The following is a 21,324-nucleotide window of genomic DNA, read 5'->3' on the forward strand; positions in this document are numbered from 1 at the left end:
GCCAGATGAAAACGGGAGCTTCGGCTCCCGTTTTTTTTTTGCTGCGCAGGGTTCCTGCGGCGCCTTACGCAAGATCTGGCCGGCGTGACACGATGGTCTTCCGCAGCGAGCCTCAGGCCAGCGAGCCTAGCGCCGAGGGTGCGTCCGTCAAGCCCGGTTGGCTTGAGTGCGACTTCTGCCGAGTGCGGGTGTGCACCCTCAAATAGACGACCCTGCCAAAGCTTCGGCTAGACCGCGACGAGCCTTTTTCGGGGAAGGGTTGTTGTGCGGCACTGCGGCTGCGCGGGCTAGAATCGCCGCATGAAAAACGCAGGACGATGGCTCAGATTTCTACTGGCCCTCATGGGTGGCTTGTTGATGTGGTCGGTTTGCGCTTCGGCGCAAGTTCCGGATGACCCCTTTCCCCGTCCTCCGCAGCTGCGCATTGCCGTGGATTTTTGGAAGTCCATCTACACCCGGTACAGCATTCACCAGGTGGTTTTTCATCATCCGGATCACCTCAATGTGATCTACAAAGTACTGGACTTGAGTGACGCCGCAGCACAGTTCGACGACGAAGACCTGTACCGCGCCTTTAGGCGGCAGCAGGTGGAACAGGAGAAGGAACGGCTGCGAACAGCGCTATTGGAGCTTGCCAGCACGCTACCGGCTGCGGAGCGAAGCGCTGAGGCCCGTCGTCTGGCTTTATTGCTGAGGCCGTTGCCTGGCGATCTCACCGCCAAGGCTGAGCGTGCGGCCGAATGGGTGCGCGCCCAACGTGGACTCCGCGAGACCTTTGCTCAGGCGCTGCAGGATTCGGGGCAATTTCTGCCCTACATTGAGCAGGTCTTTGCCGAAAAAGGCTTGCCGCGCTTGCTGTCGCGACTGCCCTTTGTAGAGTCTAGTTTCAATCTGCAGGCGTACTCGCGCTCGGGGGCGGCGGGCATCTGGCAGTTCATGCCCGGTAGCGCCCGCATGTACATGCGTTACGACGAGGTTGCCGATCAACGCCGGGACCCGTGGTTTTCTACGCATGCCGCGGCTGGGCATCTGAGCGACGACTATGCCTTACTCCAAGATTGGCCTTTAGCGGTGACCGCTTATAACTATGGGCGGAATGGTTTGGCGCGCGCGCGCGAGGAAACGGGTTTTCTGTCCTTGGTGGAATTCATCGACGAATGGGATGGGCCACGTTGGGGCTTTGCGGCCAAGAACTTCTACGTGTCGTTTTTGGCGGCGCTAGAGTCGGAGCAGGCTGCGACGCAGATCTTTGGACCCATTGCGCGAGCGGAGCCGATTCGCTTCGATGAAGTGACAACGCCTGCGTTCATCGCCTGGTCTACTTTGGAGCGCATTTCTGGTCTGGATCAGCAGCAGTTCCGCTTCTACAACCCCTCCTTCTCCAGGGCTGTGCGCGAAGACGGCCTGTACGTGCCCGAAGGGCAGGTGATTCGTATGCCTGCCGGGCGTGGTGTTGCCATGGCACGCGCAATTAGCAATCTGCCATCTGGCTTGCGCCACAGTCGGCAACGCTCCTACTTCGCCACCTATAAAGTTCGTCGGGGCGATGCGCTGAGTGTGATTGCCCGCCGTTACGGAACCTCCACCGCCGCGATTATGCGTGCCAACAATCTTCGTTCGGCCTCGTTTATTCGCGTCGGCCAATTGCTGCGCATTCCCACGGGCAGCCGAGAAGCTGCTGCGCCCCCGAGATATCACCGGGTTCAGCGTGGGGAAACACTCTGGGAGATCGCGCGGCGCTATGGCACCAGCGTGAGCACCCTCATGGCCGACAACAACATTGGTAGCGCGAATCGATTGCAGGCGGGCCAGCGCCTGCGAATTCAAAGCGGCTCGCGCACGCGGGTGGTGGACTACCGGGTGCGCTTGGGCGACACGCTTAGCGGCATTGCGCAGCGCTATGGCACGAGTGTGGCGCAGATCAAGCGTGACAATAATCTGCGCGATGCTGATCTGGTGCGCCTGGGGCAAAAACTGCGGATCGTGGCGGATGCCGACGATGCTCAAGCCCTGGCCGCTACACGGCACCGGATTCGGCCTGGCCAAACCCTGGAGGGCATTGCCCGACAGTATGGTTTGAGCACTCGCAGCCTCGTGCGCCACAACAAGATTTCCAATCCCAATCAAATTCGCTCAGGGCAGTGGTTATCGATCCCCAGCCGCTAGAGTTTTGCTCTTACAGCCTTCGACGTGGAGCCGTCCAGCTCTGCGGGAGGGCCCCATCGTCTCTTCGCTTCAGGCAGCGCTCGCGGCATTCGGTATGCTTGCAGGGGATAACTTCAGTAGCAAAAGACGCCATATGGCCCCTGGAAAACGGTTCAAACAACTCGAGCGAGACTGGCGCAACGCGTCTGACTACAAAACTTGGCTCGCCATAGGTGCAGAGCTCGATGAGCGTGATGGCATGGCCGATTGGCGCCATGACGACCGCTCCAGCGAATATGACTACCGGCTGATTCGGGCACGGCTGGAAGAATTACGCCGGCTACGCGAGGAACATCGTGTTCGCGAGTTGGTTTACGTGCTTCACGAAGGGTTGCACGGGAACTTGGGCAACATCGCCAATCCGCGCCTGTACATGCATGCGCGTAGTGGCACCAAAATCTTGCTCGAGAGCTACCTCCACGAAGTCGCGATTTGTCTGAACTATCTTTGCGACAACGATTTTGAGGACTTTTCCGAGCACGCTAAGGTCCTCTTCTTTAAGCGTACGGGTTCGGCATTTGGCCGTAGCGCCATGATGCTCTCTGGTGGCGCGACCCTGGGCATGTTCCACCTCGGCGTCATTAAGGCGCTGTGGGGGGAAAGCTTACTGCCCAGGGTGCTCACGGGATCCTCTGCTGGTTCCATTATTGCGGGGGCAATTGGGACTCGTACGGACGCCGAGCTTGATGAAGCCTTTGATCCCGGAGCCCTATTCCTAGAGGCGTGGCGATCGGTGGATTTGCGCACGGCCTGGAAACGCAAAGCATTTATGGACCCGGTGCAGCTGGAATCCTGTTTGGCAGCCAATATGGGCGAATACACCTTTGAAGAAGCCTTCGAGCGTACCCGCCGCATTGTGGGAATTACGGTCTCGCCGGTGGACTCCCACCAGCAAGGCCGCCTGCTGAACTACCTGACCGCGCCTAATGTATTGATGCGCCGCGCGTCTCTGGCGAGCTGTTCTATTCCCGGTGTTTTCCCTGCCGTGAGTCTGCTGGCGAAAAGTTACGCTGGCGACACGATTGGCTATATGCCCAGCCAGAAATGGCAGGACGGGTCATTGCGCGCTGACTTGCCCATGTTGCGTTTGGCCCGTTTACACAACGTCAACCACTACATCGTCAGCCAAACCAATCCTCATGTGGTTCCGTTCATGCGTTCCGAGCGTAAGCGGCATGCACGGGGGCGCGGAGTAGGGGCCTTCGCAGCAGAGCTGGCGCGCTCCAGCTTCCAGGTGTACAGCAAGCATGTGATGGAAACCGCGCGCGACCACATGGACCCAGAGGGCTTGGGCCGCGTTGTGGAAAAGCTGCATGCGATCACGAACCAGCGCTACAGCGGGGACATCACCATTTTCCCCAAGCAGCCGGCCAAGAAACTGCTCCAGGTTATGGCTAACCCCTCAGATGCGGATATTCAGCGCTTCATTCGCGAGGGTGAGCGGCGTACCTGGCCATCGATTGAGCGCATTCGCAATACCACGGTGATTAGTCGCACTTTTGAGGCCTGCCTGCAACGCCTCAAAGACCGCGGTGTGACCCGTCCAGGGCAGGGTAGGAATGTGATTCCGATGGTCCAAGCCGGCGGGCGGCGCGGCTAAAAAGCTACGCATTGGGTATTCTTGGCCGCCGAAGACCCTTGGGGAGAGGAATATCGTGAGCAATGCGCAACTGAGCACACCAACAGAACGCTTTTATCATTGGGAGCGGACGGCACCCACAAAGGTATACCTACGCCAACCCCAAGGGCCGGGCGAGTACCGTGACTACACTTGGGCTGAGGTCGGCGACCAGGTTCGGCGTATGGCAGCGGCACTGCAAGCTCTGGGCCTGCAGGCTGGGGATAAAGTTGCCATTGCGGCGCGTAACTCTGCGCATTGGGTCATGGCCGATCAGGCGATTACGGCGGCGGGTTTAGTCAGCGTGGGGATTTATCCCAAGCAAGCAACGGATGCCGTACGGTATGTGTTGGAGCACTCCGAAGCCAAAGCTATCTTCCTGGGGCCCATCCTCGGCCAAGACGGGATTGTGGCCGGGATTCCGGAGGGGCTCATCACAATCAGCTTGCCCTATGCCGACGCGCCAGCGGCGCAACATGCCTGGGCTGAGCTGCTGGCCGCGCACGAGCCTTTGCAAGGCGAGCCCAAGCCGGCTTTGGACGAGTTGTGGACTTTGGTGTACACCTCTGGCACCACGGGCAAGCCCAAGGGCGTTGCCCTGAGTCACGGCGCCTCGGCGTTTGCGGCGAGCAACGCCGTTGCAGCCTTTAACATGCAGCCGGACGAGGTCTTCTTTTCGTATTTGCCCCTGGCCCATATTGCCGAGCGCGGCATTGTGGAAGGAATGAGTTTGTATAGCGGTGGGTCAATCAGCTTTATAGAAAGCATTGACCGCTTTGCCGAACAGCTACAAGAAGTGGCGCCAACCCGTTTCTTTGCTGTTCCCGTGGTGTGGAACAAGCTGCGTGCGGGTGTGCTGGCGAAAATGCCTCAACATAAGCTGGATCGCCTGTTGTCCATTCCGCTTCTGGGCGGCCTGATCAAGCGTAAAATTCGCAAGGCCTTGGGGATGCACCGGGTTCGGCAGGCCATTTCTGGAGCGGCCCCTTTACCCCTAGAGGTGCAGAACTGGTTCTCGCGGCTGGGAATTCCCATCCTCCAGGGCTATGGCATGAGCGAGAATTTGGCCTACGCTACCGCGACTCGCCCAGGGCGCTTGAAGCCCGGCTCGGTGGGCGAGGCCATGCCCGGATGTGAGATTCGCATCGACGACAGCGGTGAAATCCTCACCCGCGGTCCGGCGACCATGATGGGTTATTACAAAAACCCCGAAAAAACCGCCGAAACCCTCGACGATGGCTGGCTGCGCACCGGCGACAAGGGGCATGTAGATGCCGACGGTCACCTCTACATCACCGGGCGGGTGAAGGAAATCTTCAAAACGCTCAAGGGCAAATATGTGGCTCCGGCACCTATTGAAGGTGCCTTTGGCCGGAACAGCAGCATCGATTTGATCTGCGTGATGGGGTCGGGGATGAAACAGCCCATCGCAGTGTTGGTGCTGAGCCCCGAGGCGGCAGCGCGGCCCTGGGAGGAAACACGCGCCGACCTTGTGCAAACCCTGGAAGAGATCAACCCAGAACTGGAAGCACATGAGCGTGTTGCGCATCTCTTTGTCTGCGCCGACGAGTGGACACCTGACAACGGCATGGTCACGCCCACGCTGAAAGTGCGCCGGGATAAGGTGGAAGAGGTGTACTTGCCCCTTATCGAGGCGCGCCAAGCTCAGACCGAGGCCGTTCAACGCCTCGACCCTACGCTGGGTGAATAATGCTGCCTTGCAAGCCCTCAAGGAGGGTTTGCTACAGCTGCAACGTCCTGCTGAGCCATGGCACCTGCAGGCTCTACAGACTTATGTAGAGGAGCTGCTGCGCTGGAACCGGCAAACTAATCTCACGGCGATCACCGCGCCGGAGGAGGTGGTGCCCAAGCATATTCTGGATAGCTTGGCGGCTCTGCCACGCCAGCCTCTGGGCGCGGTGTGTGATATCGGTAGTGGAGCCGGTTTGCCGGGCCTGATTTGGGCTTTGTTCGATCCTCAGCTGGAGGTCACCAGTGTGGATGCCCGCACGCGCAAAGTGGCCTTCCAAAACCATGTGGCTCGATTGCTGGGCTTGCGCAATTTTCGCGCTATCCATGCCCGAATTGAGGATGTACCGCAGCAATTTCCCTACCTCACATGCCGGGCCTTCGCTGGCCTTACCTGCATGCTGGAGCTGGTTGAGGCGCGTTTGGCGCCGGGTGGACGGATGCTGGCGCTGAAGGGGCCCGGGGTCGAAGAGGAGCTGAGTGCGCTCGACGAGAGCATGTGGCGCTATACAATTTGCCCCTTGCAAGTACCGGGTCTGTCTGCACAGCGCTCGGTTGTTGTCTTGCAGCGGGCGGCAGAGTCGCCTGCTAAGCCTCTACAGATGGAACCGGCTGCATGAAGATTTATGCCATTGCCAACCAAAAAGGTGGCGTGGGCAAAACCACCACGAGTGTTAATTTGGCTGCCGCCCTTGCTGCGATGCGCCGACGCGTGCTGTTGATCGACCTTGACGCCCAAGGCAATGCCACGATGGGTGTGGGTGTGGATAAGCACGCATTGGAGAATGGAGCTTGCGAGGTCCTGAGCGACGAATGCGCCATGGCTGATGCTGTCCAGGCCAGTGAAACCCAGTCTCTGTGGGTGCTCGGTGCTAACGACACCCTGACCGCAGCCGAAGTGCACCTGAAGCAGCAAGATCAGGCGAGTGGTGTACTCGCCCGGCAGCTCAACAGTGTGCGCGAGGACTACGACGTGGTCGTATTGGACTGTCCTCCTTCGCTGTCTATGCTCACCGTGAATGCATTGGCAGCGGCCGATGGTGTGCTGATTCCAATGCAGTGCGAGTATTACGCACTGGAGGGTCTATCCAGTTTGGTGCGGACGATTGGCCAGATTCGACAAAGTGTGAATCCGCGCTTGCAGATCGCTGGCATTCTTCGCACGATGTATGACCCCCGCAGCAATCTATCGCGGCAAGTGTCCTTGGAATTAAGCAAGCATTTTGATGATGCATTGCTGCGTACGGTAATCCCACGGAATGTGCGCTTGGCGGAAGCGCCTAGTCATGGCGAGCCGGTGTTGGCCTATGACCCGCGCTCGACCGGCGCTAAAGCCTACATTGCCCTGGCCGGTGAGCTGTCTAGACGAGAAGCAAAACAAGCATGAGTAAGAGTCGCAAAGGCTTAGGTAAGGGCCTGGATGCCCTGCTGGGAGACAGCCTCAATTTGGTGAAACCGCAGGCTGAAGACAGCAGCGCACCTAAAACCGACCTGGCGGCCACCGAAGAAGTGGTAGAGCTAGAGTTGGATCAGTTACAGCCAGGAGCACTGCAGCCGCGTAAGGTGATGGACAGCGGTGCCCTGGAGGAACTGGCAGCGTCGATCAAAGCTCAAGGTGTGGTGCAGCCCATCGTGGCGCGCCCGCTGCCAACACGCGCGAACCGCTTCGAGATTATCGCCGGCGAGCGGCGCTGGCGGGCGGCTCGCTTGGCGGGGCTCAAAACCATCCCCGCTCTGGTGCGTTCGCTCGAGGATCGAGCCGTACTGGCCATTGGCCTCATTGAGAACATTCAGCGTGAGGGGCTTAACCCCATCGACGAAGCCAATGCCCTGGCGCGGTTGATTTCCGAAGTGGGTCTTACCCATGAGCAATGTGCAGAAGCCGTGGGGCGTTCCCGAGCGTCGGTCAGCAACATGCTGCGCTTACTGAACTTGGCCGAGCCGGTGCAAGACCTATTGCGTCATGGGTTGATTGAAATGGGTCATGGCCGAGCCCTGCTGGCATTGGATGCGGCTGATCAAGAAGCGCTTGCGGCGCAGATTCAACAAGACCGCTTGTCGGTGCGCGAGACAGAAGGGCTGGTGAGGCGACTGTCCCAGCCGGCTCTCCCGACTCCTGGGCGGCCGGCTCCGGCCAAGCTCGATGACCGCAGTCTAGTGCAGCGTGATCGGCTTGCAGAGCGTCTGCGCGCCAAGGTGGCATTGAAGCCTGTGGCGAATGGCGGCGGGAAAATCGTCATTGATTATTCTTCGGACGATCAGTTAGACACCATCTTCGCGCGCTTGCTGGGCTCTTGAGCCGCGATGTCTGCTAGACCTGGAATAGCCATTGAGGCTGGGGCGTTGTTGCGCGCTCATCCGGCGGGTGTCGCGCGCTACATAGAATGTTTGGGAACCTCGATCGGCGAGCTGAACAGCAATGAGGAAGCAGCGTTCTGGTATCCGTTGCGTCGCAGTTATCGGTGGTATCTTCGTTCGCCGCACCTTAAGGGGCACTGGTACGGCGCCTCAGCGCCGCGGCAGCCGCCGTTGTTATGGCATACAACGAATTGCATTTTCCCGCGTTGGCGATCTCAATATGAGGTGGCGACCGTGCATGACCTGTACGCCCTAAGGGATCATGAGAACCTTGCCGCAGCGGAAAAGGCGGCGAGGCTGGAGTATGTCACTCGATCCGATCACGTCATTTGTGTCAGCCATTTCACGCACCGCCATCTGTGTGATCTAGTGCCAGGCGCGCAAGATCGCAGTAGTGTCATACCCCTGGCAGTGGATCCCGAGTTTCAGCCTGCGTCTGAGGAAGCGGTGTTTGAAGTCCGTCGAAAGTATGGTCTTCCCGAGCAATTTTTGCTTTTTATGGGGCAGGGGCGCCCGAACAAAAACCTGCACCGACTCCTGCAGGCGCATGCCGAGGCTGACGCTTCCATGCCCTTGGTGATTGCTGGGAAGCAAAAGCCGGATCAACTGCGAGTACTGCGTCAGCTGATCGCGGAACTAGGCTCCTCTGAGCAAGTGCGCTTCCTAAACTATGTACCCCAGCGGCTTTTGCCGGCGCTATTAACGGCCGCGCAGGGTTTTTGCTTCCCCTCAACCTTCGAAGGTTATGGGTTGCCAGTCAGAGAGGCTTTGGCATGTGGCACGCCAGTTCTCACAAGTCGAGGTGTGGCGACTGAAGAGGCGGCTGCGGGCCACGCGATTCTTGCAGATCCGTACGACATATCAAGCTTGGCGAGTGGAATTAGGGCATTGATGGCTACTGAAGGACGGGTGTCGGAATCGGCCCAAGCAGACATTCGGAGCCGGACATGGAGAGATGTTGCTCGAGAAACTCTTGAGACTTACGCGCATGTAATGTCACGGTAACCCTCGATCCGTTCAGGGCTGCACCGAGGCAGCGATAATGAACTGCGAGGCAAAATACAAGGGCAGGCCCCAGAGACGGTTGATGGGGGTGGCACGTACAAAGTTATGCCGCGCAACGGAAATGTCGGACAGGGCAAAGGCCAATGCGCCCAGCAGTATGAGTGGGTTGGCGCCGGCCCATACTGCGGCTACGGCCACCACGACCATGGCACTAATGATGAGCAGATAAACCACTACAGGCAGGCGAAAATCCGGCCCCACATGAGGCATCAGCCAGCGCAGTACACCCGCTGCAAATAAGGCCATACCAAGGGTGGCCGCGAGCATCACCTCAAGATTGAGTGGCCACTGCGCGAATCCCACCACATAGAGGCCGTGGCCCAAGGCGAAGGCGAGCATGCCGCCGAGGAAGGCTTTGCCGGTACCTGGTGGAATCAGCAGCACGTCGCCTACAGCTCCCAGAATCAGTCCGCCAAGAATCCATTGCCCGTAATGGCTGTCCAAGGCTCCGAAATGCAGCCCGGCGAAAATAAAGCTGAGCGCAGCCATGGGCTTTCCCAACCACTCCCAGTGCTTGCGTTGGTAATGGTCTGCGGCCAATGTCAGCAGGGTGCCCATGGCGCAAATACTGATCAAAATTCCAGTCACGTACTCTCCCCGCGCGGTCCCCAGATCTGTTTATCCGGTGATGGCGCATTCCATCATGGATTCGCGCGCCCAATGATACCTAGCGGCGAAGACTAGCAGTTCCCTAAGGCCCAAGGCGCTTTAGCATCCAAGTATGCGCCAAAGCCCGTAAGATGGGGCTACACACTTGAGGAACGAGCCTATGAGCATTTACGAGCACGCGGTGACCACCATTGACGGCCGGGACACCACGCTTGAGGAATTTCGCGGCCAAGTGCTGCTCATCGTGAACGTCGCCAGTAAGTGCGGCTTTACTCCGCAGTACAAAGGCTTGGAAGAACTGCACAAAAAATATGCAGATCAGGGCCTAGCGGTGCTTGGTTTTCCTTGCAACCAATTCGGCAGCCAAGAGCCGGGCAGTGAAGAAGAAATTCAATCGTTCTGCAGCCTGACTTATGACGTGAGTTTTCCCATGTTCAGCAAAGTCAAAGTCAACGGGCCGGAAGCACACCCGCTCTATCAGGAGCTCAAGTCCAGCCAAAAGGGCTTGCTTGGAAGCGAGGGCATCAAATGGAATTTCACCAAGTTTTTGGTCAACCGCAATGGAGAAGTTGTAGGCCGTTACGGCTCTGTGGACAAGCCCGAAAGCCTGGCCAAGGATATCGAGCCCTTGTTGGCTGAAAAGGCCTGAGTTCAGGCTTGACGCTGGGCAGTGCCCATTGGGGAAAAGTTGAGACCGAATTGCCCCATGAATGCGCTGTGTGAAGGCTCAAGGTCGCATTGCCGAATAGCTCAATCAACTTGGCTTGGTCACGATCTGGTTCGAAGTCCTCATGGCGACTCTATTTAGGCGCCCTGCTGAACGCTGAGCGCCTCAATGCATGACGAGTCCGTCAAGGCTGGTGGGGCTCGCTAGGCTCCAGCTTCGTCCAATTCTTTAATCGGGAATTCTTTGGCGAAGTTGATGACGGTGTCACCATCAACATCGTCTGACTCGAAGCTTAGCGAGCCGCCACTGTTCATATTGATGAACAAGTTGGTATTCCCGCCGTCTTCAACTAGCGTGCCCTTACGGCCATCGACGCGTACGGGACGCCCTCCGCCCATGGCGCCCATTTGCGCCAGCATGCCCAAGCCCGCCATGGCGCCCTGAGCAGATCCAGCCATACGTGTGACGGTAATGGTGTTGCCGTCCTTGGTGTAGCTACGTTCGGTAATACGCATACCCATCGCGTTGTTTTTATCGAGATCGCCGCCTGCGTATCCCATGACCTCATCTTTGAAGTGCGCGGTCTCCAAATCTTGACTGGCAGCTTCCAGCTGCTGCACGCCGAAGCGGGCTTCGTCCAAGGCCCCAGGCAGATCTCCAGCATCCAGTAGCTCAATCACTTGCTTAAAGGTCTGTGCCGCCTCATCTTTTGGCGCGGCGTCTGCGATGCCGGTGGCCATCAAGGCGATCGCGATTAATGGGCTGAAAAATCTCATCACTATGGTCCCCGTTCTTGCAAAGTGACTGCGCTTTAGGCACCTAAGAATGGCCTAAGGCTTTGCAGCATACGCTTCGGATTCACAGATGCAAGGTCTGAAGGGCCACGCGTGAAACTGCGCACTTTACATTCAGCCCTCACAGTAAATGCCTTTTAGGTCATAGAACTCTTTGTACCTACTGCGTGCAAGTTCCTGTGCTCGCGAGTCGCTCAACAGCTTCCGGCTCCACCGGTCGGCTTTTGAGCGCACGCCTATCTCATCTCACGAGTCGCCGACTGCGCATTGCTGGTCGGTGCTAGCACTGGTTTTGATGAGGTATGGACTTGAGCATTTTGTGTCTAATCTGGTGACCTAAGCCGATCTCTGGAGGGCCTTCATCATGTCTACAAGCTTGTTAAAACCAGCACAGGAAGGCCCATGGCTCTGCATAGGCAAGGTGCTTGCACTAGGCCTATTACTCACCTTCGTCATTCCGCTCTTAAGTTTCTTTGTTTGCGGTGTGCGCAATGGAATGGGTTTAGGAGAATCCGCACAAGCGTTGGCAGTGCAACTCACCCAGCCCCGGCATAACCCCGCCCTCAGCGCCATTCCAGCTCTTTTGCCCTTGCTGGCCCTGGGTATTGTTTTGTGGGTCTTGAGCCGGTACCGACCTGCGGCCAATCTGTTTCACTATGGCGTGGCTGCTCTGGGAGGGCTGGCACTCATACAACTGTGGGTGAACTGGAGCTTCTGGGATATCTATTTGCCGCAGCGCGTCTACCCGGGCTTCCCACACGGTCTGGAGTTCATTATTGGCCCAATCTTCTTTAGTCCGCTTGCAATGGTGTTATGCCTGGTGGGCGTGGCTTTGGTTGCCCGCAAACGTTGACGCTGCGACTCAATGCGGGGCTCGATTCTCGGCGTAACTGTGATGCCCCTGGCTTAGACGCCGCGCCAAGCCTGCCGCTGTGCTCAGAAAGGTTCGGCGGAGTATTTCGAGGATGCGGAAGCAATAGCTTTGGCGGGCTGTATCCCGATCAGGCTGGGCACTTTTTCCCCATCCTGAGCTGCTTCAGGGGCGATGGACTAATTGTGACTCGCGCACGGGATGGTCTGATCTGGCTGCCACCAGCTGCGGTCTTCCGCGTTGGCCGTGAGGGAACCGAGCCGCAGGTGGCGGGGTCGGATTGGGATTCGGTCTGGGCTGCCGGCGCACAGCCCACCGCGTGTTTTTATTCCCGTGGCTGCTGAGTCAAGAAAAAAGCCCCCGCCGGTGTTCATCCGACGGGGGCAAAGCTGATGCATAGACTCCAGCACATCTGTGTGGGCCGTTGTTGCCAGCAGACTTAATCGAAGACGAAGTGATCCTTGTCCAGGCTCATGGTCGAGCGAGGGCCAGCAGAAATAGCTTCGGCATGGGCTTCGTTGCGCGGCAGAATGCGCTCCAGATAGAACTCGGCGGTGCGAATCTTGGCCTTGTAGAACTCGGCGGGCTCATTGCCGCCTTGCTCCAGCTTCTCGTAGGCCTTTTCCAAGATCTGGGCCCAGAAGTAGCCCATCGTCACGTAACCCGAGAACATTAGGAAGTCGTAGGCAGCGGCGCCGACGGCATCGCGATCGTTACGCGCGTTGAGTAGCACGCGGCCTGTGAGCCAGTTCCACTTCACTGCCAGCGACGACAGCGCCGTCACATAGCGGCGCAGAACGCGGCGCCGCCGCGAGCCGGTAACTGGGTTATGCGCAGCACAGAACTTCAGAATTTCGCCGGTGAACTCAGGCACGGCCTTGCCGCGGGACATGATGATGACCTTGCGGCCCAGCAGGTCCAGAGCCTGGATGCCGGTGGTGCCTTCGTACAGGGTGGCAATACGCGCATCACGCACGATTTGCTCCATGCCCCATTCGTGAATGTAGCCATGGCCACCGAAGACCTGCATGCCGTGGTTCGCCGCTTCATAGCCCAGCTCGGTCAAGAAGCCTTTGATGATTGGGGTCAAGAAGCCCAGCTTGTCATCGAAGATTTTCCAGGCTTCTTCGTCGCCACTGACCATTTTGTCGGCGTATTTGGCAGCGAAGTAGAGCATGGCCCGGCCACCTTCGGCGATGGCTTTTTGGGTGAGCAGCATGCGCCGTACATCGGCGTGGTAAATCAATGCATCGGCTGGTTTTTCGGGCTCTTTTTTGCCAGAGAGAGAGCGCATGGAGCGACGATCTTTGGCATAGGCCAAAGCACCCTGGAAGGAGAGCTCGGTATGTGCAATGCCCTGGATGCCGGTGCCGATGCGGGCCGTGTTCATGAAGGTGAACATGGCTTCCATGCCCTTGTTGGGCTTGCCCAGCATGTAGGCGGTAGCGCCATCAAAGTTCATTACGCAGGTGGCGGACGCTTTGATGCCCATTTTCTTTTCTAGGGAGCCCACGCTGACGTTGTTGGGCTCGCCCAGGCTGCCGTCGGCATTCACATGCACTTTGGGCACGATGAACAGGCTAATGCCCTTGATGCCTGGAGGGGCATCGGGGAGGCGCGCCAGCACGATATGCACGATGTTGTCGGTCATGTCGTGGTCACCGGAGGAGATAAAAATCTTGGTTCCGGTCAGTTTGTAGGTGCCGTCAGCCTGTGGTTCGGCGCGGGTTTTCATTTGCCCCAGGTCGGTGCCGCAGTGCGATTCGGTCAGGCACATGGTGCCCATCCATTCGCCGCTCACCAGTGGTTTCAGGTAAAGGTCTTTTTGCTCCTCGGTGCCATGCAAGAACAAGGTGTTCATGGCGCCGATGGACAGGCCTGGGTACATGCTCCACGACCAGTTCGCGGTGGCAATGATCTCGTGCTTGATCAGGCCCAAAGACATGGGCATGCCCTGGCCACCGTATTCGGGTGGGTGGGACAATGATGGCCAACCGGCCTCTTTGAACTCTTGGTAAGCCTCTTTAAAGCCTTTAGGCGTAGTGACTTTGCCGTCTTCGAGTTTGCAGCCTTCTTCGTCACCGCTTTGGTTCAGCGGGGCGATCTCAGACTCGCAAAAGCGCGCCATTTCTTCCAGCACGGCATCGACGATGTCGGGGGTGAATTCTTCACCGCCAGGCAGCTCCGCGTAGTGCTTGTCGTAGTCAAAAACCTCGTGCAAGAGGAATTTCATGTCGCGCAAAGGCGCTTTGTATTGATGCATGGGTGTTGTCCCTTCAAAGCAAATCCCAACGTCGCCGGTGGGGCATGACGTCGCGAATGGTCACCCTCAAGGAGGTGGCCTCAATGTGAACAGGTGTTCAACAGGAACTGCATCGTACCTCTTTTGCGCGAGGAAGGGCAGACCTCCCCGCTAAGTAGAACTATTCATCAACATCGTCAGCGTCCACCTGGCCACTCAGCCGGCGACGGACATGCGACCAGCTCATGCCGACGGCCATGAGGGTTGCGACACCAATTTCCGCCACCCAGGCGATGGCTTGGACCGAGTCACGTTTAAGCCAGCCTAAGTCGAAGAGTAGCCACACCAAGCAACCAAACAGGGCCGCAACCAAAAAGACACCAATCGGGCCAAGCGAGCGCCAGGTCGCCCTCAGGTAAATGGTCCAGCCTGCAATGAGAGCAACGCCAGTTAGTGCCTTAACGGCATCAAAGTTGCGCAGTTCGCCCAGAGCCCAGTGCGTCCAAGAGGGCCCGGTGGGGTTCCAGGTGAGTACCACGAGCAGTACGGCAAAAATCCAGCGTGCGCCAAAACTACTCCAACCAAAGCCTTTTTGTGCCATCTGTGTGGCTCCTGTGTCCAAATCTGTTGGGATGAAGTTTGGCAGACTTCGTCCGGGGGCTGGGCTGGGCTGGGTTGGCTGCCACGCCATTCTCTGACACAGGCTTGTCATACCGGTCATTTAATCTGCTCGGTTGAGAACCGCTGCGAGATTTCCCCCATGCAACGCCGTCAATTTATGCAAGCCGGCTTGGCCACTGCCGGCACCTTTGCTCTGGGCCAAGACTTTTGGAAGCACGCCTACGCGGCGCCCAGTCAGCCCGGCCCCAATCCTTTCGGTGAGCTCGTCGGGCCGGATGAAAACGGCCTGTACCTGCCGCCAGGCTTTACCGCTCGGCGCATCGCCAAAGCCTACGACCGCGTGCCACTGGCCAATGGCGGGGAGTCCAGTTATGTCTGGCATCGGGCGCCGGATGGGGGCGCCGTGTTTCCACAGCCCGACGGGGGCTGGATTTACGCCAGCAACTCCGAAATTCCCATTGTGGCCGACGAATGCCAAGACGGCCTGGATAACCCTTTCTGCGGCGAGCAGGGCGGTGTAGGCGCGGTGCGCTTCAATGCCCAGGGCGAAGTCATCGACGCTTATTCGGTGCTGCAAGGCACCAACAACAACTGTGCCGGTGGAGCCACGCCCTGGGGGACCTGGTTGTCCTGCGAGGAAAACTTCCTGGGTTTTGTTTACGAGTGCGACCCCACGGGATCGAATCCACCGCTGCGCTTGCCGGCCATGGGGCAGTTTTCTCATGAGGCAGCGGCTGTGGATCCTGTTGGCAAGGCCATTTATCTCACCGAAGATACCGGCGACGGTGCCTTCTTTCGCTTTATTCCAGCGGTATGGCCCGAAGGCGGTCGGCCGGATTTGACCGTGGGCGAATTGCAAGTGGCTGTGGTGGGGGATAACCCCGAAGTTCGCGTGCCCTACTCAGACACCATTCGCGAGATTCTGGAGCAGGTGCCCATCATCGACCCGCATGATTTCCCCTGGGATCAGGTCACCGGCAGCGTAGAAGAAACCCAGCCCGGCACGGTGCGCTGGATGACGGTGCCTAACCCGCTGGGTCTGCCCCTGGAGTGTCGTTATCAAATCCCCACGGCGGCGGTCTTTAAAGGCGGGGAAGGCTGCTGGTATGACAGCGGAATCGTGTATTTCACCACCAAGGGCACCAACCGGGTCTGGGCTTATGACACCCGCGCCGAGCGTGTCGACATCATCTACGACGCTGCCGAACTGGGCGAAAGCGCCCCGCTCACCGGAGTGGACAACATCACCGTGCACCCCTTCAGTCATGACCTCTTCGTGGCCGAAGATGGAGGCAATATGGAGCTGGTGATGATCACTCGTGATCGCACGGTGGCTCCCTTCCTGCGTTACCCCGTGCCGCACTCCGAGCTGGCTGGCCCGGCTTTTGACCCTTCTGGCACTCGCCTCTACATCGCCAGCCAGGCGAAACGCCATCGTGAAGACGAGAATGGTAACGAAGTTCGCGGTGAAATCTTTGAAATCACCGGGCCTTTCAACCAGCGCGCGCTGGATGGCGACGACAGCGCCAGTAGTCGATTGGCTTCCACGGCGGCCGGTGGCAGTACCGCCTTATTGACCTTGGGAGGGCTCACCCTGGCGGGCTTAGCCAGCCGGATCGCGGCGAGTCCAGACGACGAAGCGGATGCTGGCTAACGCGGCTCTGAATCTGAACCCGGGAGACCATCCCGCCTGAATGGCGTGGTTTGCGAGCGTGTTTAGGGAGCCACCGGCAGTGTCAGCACGGGAACATGCTGCGCCCCACTGGCGGAGAGGTTGAGTCGCATCAAGGCAATCATCAGCGACAGAGTTTCTCGGCTGCTGCGATCTTTGCTGTGTACGCTGTACCAGTCACCGCCATAGGGGACGCTGATGGACGCGTCAGGGAGCTGCCGGGCCGAGCGTGTGATATTCAATAAGGGCGGCGAGCCAGAACCCTCAAGCGGCTGGTCAGTGGGCACCGATTGCGCCAAGTAGCGCATGGCTCCAAGCACAGATCGAGTGCGTACTCGCAAGGCGGGAGAGGGGCGGCTAAAGCGCTCTCCCGTTGGATCGATCTCATACTCGGTGAGGCCCTGCGGTAGCCCGAGGCTGACCAGAAGGTTCTGCAAGGTGGCATTACTTCGGGCTTCTGGGTGAATGTCGAGGAAATAATGTTGCACCGGCCGCATGATGCGAAACGCGTCGCTTCGGTCGTTGTAATGAAGCTGATAGCCAGCTTCGAGCGCGGCAAGATGGTCCGACAGCCCCAGGCTCGACCGCGGAAGCTCGGTGGACACGGGCTCCAGCCTTTGCTCCACGGCGATATCTAGTACACCTTGCTGTTGCCAGTGCTCCAGTGCCTGGCTCACTGCGCCGAACGGCGTCTGGGCGCTGGAGCTGGCATCGGCGGGGTTGGGCAACTGGTTGAGCTGCTCCACCACGAGCTGCAGCACGGTCGACAGCCTCCAGCCCTCGCGATGGGCCAAATACATCACATCAATGGCGATGGGGGCCAACAGCTGACGCGTGAATTCCTGGTCTCGCTGGGGTGTCAGGGTGATTGTGGGGGACTCGGAATAGCGCAGCTGCACGCCAGGAGAATACAGCGTGGGTTCATCCGATAGCTCCGCCCCAGTGCCCATGCTGGCCTCAAACTGCATTTGCGTGGAGATGCCGCTGACGGCCAAAAACTCGGGCTCTTCGGCATGCCGCAAGCGCACCAAGTTCAGCAAGAGTTCGCGCTGTTCACTCTGCTGGATGGCGCTGTTGTAGGCCAGCCTGGAGCCTTGCAGATTATCCGGCCCCTGGATGGCGCATGCGTTAAGAAGGAGCCCGCAGAGCAGGCTTCCATGGCTGAATAACGGCCTCATGCGCGTGCTCGATCAGGGGGCGTAATGGCCACCGAAGTGACGCACGGGTGACCACTCCGGCACAGCTTCGAGCTTGGGCGGTGCCAGCTGTTGGTAGGCATCGGTGGCATGCACCACCCGGCCGCCCACGACCGTGAGAACCGATTCGATACCTGTGATCTCGGATTCGGGCACGTCAAAGTAGTCTTTGGATAGCAGGGCAAAGTCGGCAAATTGACCGGGCGCCAAACGGCCTTTTTGGTCCTCTTCGCTGGAAAACCAGGCGCTGCCTACGGTGTAGAGATACAAGGCCTCGGCGCGACTGAGTTGGTTTTTCTCGTTCAGCAGCGGCGTGCCGCCCATGCTTTGGCCGGTAATCAGCCAGGCCAATGCTGTCCAAGGGTTGTAATTGGAAACCCGCGTGGCATCGGAGCCCGCTCCCACCGGCAGACCCACATCGAGCATGGCACGCAACGGGGGGGCGTTACCCGTTTTCCGCTCCCCGTAGCGCTCCTGAAAGTACTCCCCGGCAAAGGCCATGCGGCTTTGGATGGCGATGCCGCCGCCGAGCTTATGGATTCGCTGGATGTTCTTCTTGGAGATGGTTTCTGCATGGTCGATGGCCCAGCGCAGGCCCGCTAGAGGGGTGCGCTGGTTGACCTTCTCCAGTACCACCAGAATGCGCGATACCGATTCGTTATATGTGGCATGGATGCGGAAGGGCCAGCGGTTCTTGACCAGGTCGCTCATGATCTCTTCCAGATCACGCTCCATGGCCTGGGTTTGTTCGGGGCGATCGGCCATAAAGTTTTCAAAGTCGCCTGCCGACCAAGCCAAAAACTCGCCGCCGCCCTCCATCTCAAAGCCGTGATGAAGAGCGTCATGATCGTCCATGCCGGGAACGGTAATGGTCATCCAGTCGCGAAAGTCCTGAGCTTCGCGTCCCGGCTTTTGCGGGAAGAGGTAATAGGACACGCGCAGCGGCAGTTCACCGAGTTCAGCCAGAGCAAAACTGCCGGTGTAATTTTTGGGAAAGACATGGCCGCCACCGCCAGCGTCAATAGCAGAGGTCATGCCAAAACGGCTGAGCTCTGCATAAAACTGCCGGGTGGAGTTGATTTGTTCCTCGGCCGTTAAATGCGGCAGCTGGGCAATGGTGGAGTACAGGATGGTGGGGTTGGGGTCGGCAATGAGCACGCCGGTGGGGTTGCCTTCGGCATCGCGCTCATAGCGTGCTCCGGCGGGGTCCGGCGTGTTGGCGTCGATGCCCAGGGCATCCATGCCGGCCTGGTTTAAAAACCCGCGGCTGTAGAGGTAGAGCACAAAAACCGGGGTCTCTGGGGCGGCTGCATTGAGTTCGGCAATGCTGGGGAAGCGCCGCTCCTCAAATTGAAAAGGGGACCAGCCGCCAATCACGCGCACCCACTGTCCTTCGGGGGTGCGCTGGGCTTGCTCGCGGATCATCTCCAAGCCCAGCTTGAGCGAGGGGACTCCCTCCCAGCGCAGCTCCAGGTTGTAAAAGCGGCCCCCGCGAACAGCGTGAATATGGGAATCATTCAGGCCCGGAATGACCCGGCGTTGCTCTGCGTCGATGACGCGGGTGCTTTCCTTGGCCAAACCCAGGATGAGCTTGTTATCGCCGACCCGGGTGATCACACCATCACGTACAGCAAAGGCTTGAGCGCTGGGTTGGGCCGGATTCTGGGTGGTGACCTTGGCGTTGTGAATGATCAGCTCAGGAGCGGGGATGGCGACCCCGTCCAGTACTGAGCCATTTGCGATTGTGCTGCCAGCGAGGGTGCCAAGTGCGATGCCCGAAAGCAGCCGTAGCCATGGAGATAGGTGGCGCATGCGGAAGACTCCTGGGGGTGAAGTAGTGGAGACGGAGTGCGCTTTGGCGCACTCCGTCGTAGTCGTCAACGTACTACTGGCCTTCTTTGGCGCCAAACATTTCTTTGGCGTAGATGATGCCCAGGCCATAGCCGCCGCCGTGCTCTTTGGCAATGCCGGTCACGACGTCATAGGTGTCGGTACGGGCCCAATCCCGCTGCAGCTCCAGCAGGTACTGCAACCAGGTGATGGGCACAGCTCCGGCTTGGACCATGCGCTGGACGGCCATGTTGTGTGCATCATCACTGACTCCGCCCGAGGCGTCGGTGACAAAGTACACCTCGTAGCCTTGATCCAGCGCGGAGAGCACCGGCCCGACTCCGCAGACTTCGGTCCAGAGTGCGGCAATGACCACCTTCTTACGACCAATCCTGTTCACTTCCTTTGTAATCCGGGGGTCTTCCCAGGTGTTCATGGTGGTGCGATCGATGGGGGTTTGCTCCGGAAAGACCGCCTTAAGCTCCGGAAACAACGGGCCGGAGAAGGAATCTTCAGCCACCGTGGTCAAAATCGTGGGCACGTTAAAAGCCTTGGCTGACTTCGCCAGCCCGGTGACGTTGTTGCGCAATTCCACAATATCGATGGACTTGGTGGCAAAGGCCATTTGCGGCTGATGGTCGATCAGAATCAGGGAGTGGTTGTCTGGGCTAAGAAGATCGTTCGAGGGAACGGGCTTGGCTTTGGCGGCATGAGTGGGAGCGCTGAGGGAGGCGACGAGGACGGCCGCGAGCAGCGTGTGTGGCAGAGAGAGTTTCAACATCATGTACTCCGGTGAAGGGCTGAGTTCAGGGGGGCTGAACGACGTCACATGATTGTGTATATAGTCTTAATCAAAGACAATCCGGCAAAATAAAAACATTATGTATCCATTTCGGAGACAATCATGGATCGAATTGACAGCCTGCGGGCCTTTGTCCAGGTGGTTGATCGCGGCGGCTTCGCAGCGGCGGCTCGAGAAATGGGGCTGTCGCGTTCGGCGGTCAACAAAGCGGTGGTGGCCCTGGAAGAGGAGCTTGGTACGCAGCTGCTCACCCGGAGTACCCGGCGGGTTGTCCCTACGGACGTTGGTTTGGCTTTTTATGATCGCGCACAGGTGCTCTTGAACGATTTCGATGAGTCTTTTGCGTCCATCCGGGAGCGCTCTTCCACGCCGCAGGGCACCTTACGCATTAATGCCCCCATGTCATTTTCAACCTCCCATCTCTCCGGAATCGTGGTCGAGTTCATGGAGAGGTATCCCCAGGTTCACGTGGAACTCAGCCTGAATGACCGCTTCGTGGACCCTATCGAAGAAGGTTTTGATGTCACGGTGCGGGTTGGGGCTCCACGCGTGAGCACCAGTTTAATTTCGCGCGATGTGGCTCTCGCCAAGCGAATCTTGTGTGCCGCTCCGGGGTATCTACAGCGATATGGGGCACCGACCACTCCCGCTGAGCTTAAACATCATCGGTGCCTGCACTATGGCTATCAGGCCAGTGGTAGCCAATGGCGCTTGTACCGCGCCGGAGAGGAGCGGGTGGCCACCATTTCGTGTGTGATGTGGGCCAATAACGGCGAAATGCTTAGGGACGCCGCCATTGGCGAGCAAGGAATTGTCCTGCTGCCAACTTTCGTGGTCAGCAAGGCCCTGGCGCAAGGAGAGTTGGTACGTCTTATGCCGGACTATGAGGCCAGTGCATTGACGGTCAGCGCTTTGTATCCCCGGCATCGACACTTATCGCCCAAAGTCCGTTTGTTCGTGGATTTGCTTGCGCAGCGCTTAGCCAAGCACGCAGGAGGGGCTTTCGAGGTCTAGCTGGGATGGGC

At 58.6% G+C, this 21,324-nt stretch carries 19 protein-coding genes; 12 read left to right on the forward strand and 7 right to left on the reverse strand.

Going from position 1 to position 21,324, the window contains the following annotated elements; translation table 11 throughout:
• Positions 1-300 precede the first annotated feature (300 nt).
• From KI787_08100 to KI787_08130, 7 genes are all read left to right on the forward strand, one after another.
• Complete coding sequence (locus KI787_08100; protein ID MBV6629912.1) at positions 301-2,166, forward strand: LysM peptidoglycan-binding domain-containing protein; 1,866 nt, start codon at positions 301-303, stop codon at positions 2,164-2,166.
• Between the two features lie 133 nt (positions 2,167-2,299).
• Positions 2,300-3,805: a DUF3336 domain-containing protein gene (locus KI787_08105; GenBank protein ID MBV6629913.1), complete on the forward strand. Its 1,506-nt coding sequence runs from the start codon at positions 2,300-2,302 to the stop codon at positions 3,803-3,805.
• 55 nt (positions 3,806-3,860) lie between these two features.
• A complete protein-coding gene (locus tag KI787_08110; protein ID MBV6629914.1) occupies positions 3,861-5,534 on the forward strand; it encodes an AMP-binding protein in 1,674 nt (557 codons plus the stop codon).
• Positions 5,527-6,192, forward strand: a complete 666-nt coding sequence (rsmG, locus tag KI787_08115) for a 16S rRNA (guanine(527)-N(7))-methyltransferase RsmG (GenBank protein ID MBV6629915.1) — start codon at positions 5,527-5,529, stop codon at positions 6,190-6,192. The genes KI787_08110 and rsmG overlap by 8 nt, the downstream gene beginning before the upstream one ends.
• Complete coding sequence (locus tag KI787_08120; protein MBV6629916.1) at positions 6,189-6,959, forward strand: ParA family protein; 771 nt, start codon at positions 6,189-6,191, stop codon at positions 6,957-6,959. The genes rsmG and KI787_08120 overlap by 4 nt, the downstream gene beginning before the upstream one ends.
• Positions 6,956-7,870: a ParB/RepB/Spo0J family partition protein gene (locus KI787_08125; protein ID MBV6629917.1), complete on the forward strand. Its 915-nt coding sequence runs from the start codon at positions 6,956-6,958 to the stop codon at positions 7,868-7,870. Before KI787_08120 ends, KI787_08125 begins: the two co-directional genes overlap by 4 nt.
• Before the next feature lie 285 nt (positions 7,871-8,155).
• Entirely contained in the window at positions 8,156-8,935 is a 780-nt protein-coding gene (locus KI787_08130) for a glycosyltransferase family 4 protein (protein ID MBV6629918.1), read from the forward strand.
• 12 nt (positions 8,936-8,947) lie between these two features.
• Here the strand turns inward: KI787_08130 and KI787_08135 are convergent, their stop codons facing one another.
• Positions 8,948-9,583: a lysoplasmalogenase gene (locus KI787_08135; protein ID MBV6629919.1), complete on the reverse strand. Its 636-nt coding sequence runs from the start codon at positions 9,581-9,583 to the stop codon at positions 8,948-8,950.
• A 181-nt stretch (positions 9,584-9,764) separates the two neighbouring features.
• Here KI787_08135 and KI787_08140 point away from each other — a divergent pair, with 181 nt between their 5' ends.
• On the forward strand, positions 9,765-10,253 hold the full coding sequence (locus tag KI787_08140; protein ID MBV6629920.1) for a glutathione peroxidase: 489 nt from the start codon (positions 9,765-9,767) through the stop codon (positions 10,251-10,253).
• A 221-nt stretch (positions 10,254-10,474) separates the two neighbouring features.
• Here KI787_08140 and KI787_08145 read toward each other — a convergent pair whose 3' ends face one another.
• The gene (locus tag KI787_08145; GenBank protein ID MBV6629921.1) at positions 10,475-11,047 is read right to left on the reverse strand and encodes a hypothetical protein; all 573 of its coding nucleotides are present in this window, start codon (positions 11,045-11,047) and stop codon (positions 10,475-10,477) included.
• Positions 11,048-11,429: 382 nt separating this feature from the next.
• On the opposite strand from KI787_08145, the gene KI787_08150 reads away from it, so the two are divergent.
• Both KI787_08150 and KI787_08155 read left to right on the forward strand, forming a co-directional pair.
• On the forward strand, positions 11,430-11,918 hold the full coding sequence (locus KI787_08150; protein MBV6629922.1) for a hypothetical protein: 489 nt from the start codon (positions 11,430-11,432) through the stop codon (positions 11,916-11,918).
• Positions 11,919-12,121: 203 nt separating this feature from the next.
• A complete protein-coding gene (locus tag KI787_08155) occupies positions 12,122-12,280 on the forward strand; it encodes a hypothetical protein (GenBank protein ID MBV6629923.1) in 159 nt (52 codons plus the stop codon).
• Between the two features lie 95 nt (positions 12,281-12,375).
• On the opposite strand, the gene KI787_08160 is transcribed toward KI787_08155, so the two are convergent.
• Together KI787_08160 and KI787_08165 are read right to left on the reverse strand one after the other, a co-directional pair.
• On the reverse strand, positions 12,376-14,199 hold the full coding sequence (locus tag KI787_08160; protein ID MBV6629924.1) for an acyl-CoA dehydrogenase C-terminal domain-containing protein: 1,824 nt from the start codon (positions 14,197-14,199) through the stop codon (positions 12,376-12,378).
• 160 nt (positions 14,200-14,359) lie between these two features.
• Positions 14,360-14,779, reverse strand: coding sequence for a hypothetical protein (locus KI787_08165; protein ID MBV6629925.1), 420 nt, complete (start codon positions 14,777-14,779; stop codon positions 14,360-14,362).
• Positions 14,780-14,938: 159 nt separating this feature from the next.
• Here KI787_08165 and KI787_08170 point away from each other — a divergent pair, with 159 nt between their 5' ends.
• On the forward strand, positions 14,939-16,453 hold the full coding sequence (locus KI787_08170; protein MBV6629926.1) for a DUF839 domain-containing protein: 1,515 nt from the start codon (positions 14,939-14,941) through the stop codon (positions 16,451-16,453).
• 62 nt (positions 16,454-16,515) lie between these two features.
• Here the strand turns inward: KI787_08170 and KI787_08175 are convergent, their stop codons facing one another.
• The 3 genes from KI787_08175 to KI787_08185 form a co-directional block, all read right to left on the reverse strand.
• Entirely contained in the window at positions 16,516-17,649 is a 1,134-nt protein-coding gene (locus tag KI787_08175; GenBank protein ID MBV6629927.1) for a hypothetical protein, read from the reverse strand.
• Positions 17,650-17,661: 12 nt separating this feature from the next.
• Positions 17,662-19,479: an amidohydrolase gene (locus tag KI787_08180; protein MBV6629928.1), complete on the reverse strand. Its 1,818-nt coding sequence runs from the start codon at positions 19,477-19,479 to the stop codon at positions 17,662-17,664.
• Between the two features lie 73 nt (positions 19,480-19,552).
• The gene (locus KI787_08185; GenBank protein MBV6629929.1) at positions 19,553-20,278 is read right to left on the reverse strand and encodes a hydrolase; all 726 of its coding nucleotides are present in this window, start codon (positions 20,276-20,278) and stop codon (positions 19,553-19,555) included.
• 123 nt (positions 20,279-20,401) lie between these two features.
• Here KI787_08185 and KI787_08190 point away from each other — a divergent pair, with 123 nt between their 5' ends.
• The gene (locus KI787_08190; GenBank protein MBV6629930.1) at positions 20,402-21,313 is read left to right on the forward strand and encodes a LysR family transcriptional regulator; all 912 of its coding nucleotides are present in this window, start codon (positions 20,402-20,404) and stop codon (positions 21,311-21,313) included.
• The last annotated feature ends 11 nt before the right edge of the window (positions 21,314-21,324 follow it).

The sequence above is a fragment of the Oceanococcus sp. HetDA_MAG_MS8 genome (assembly GCA_019192445.1).
Lineage (GTDB): Bacteria > Pseudomonadota > Gammaproteobacteria > Nevskiales > Oceanococcaceae > MS8.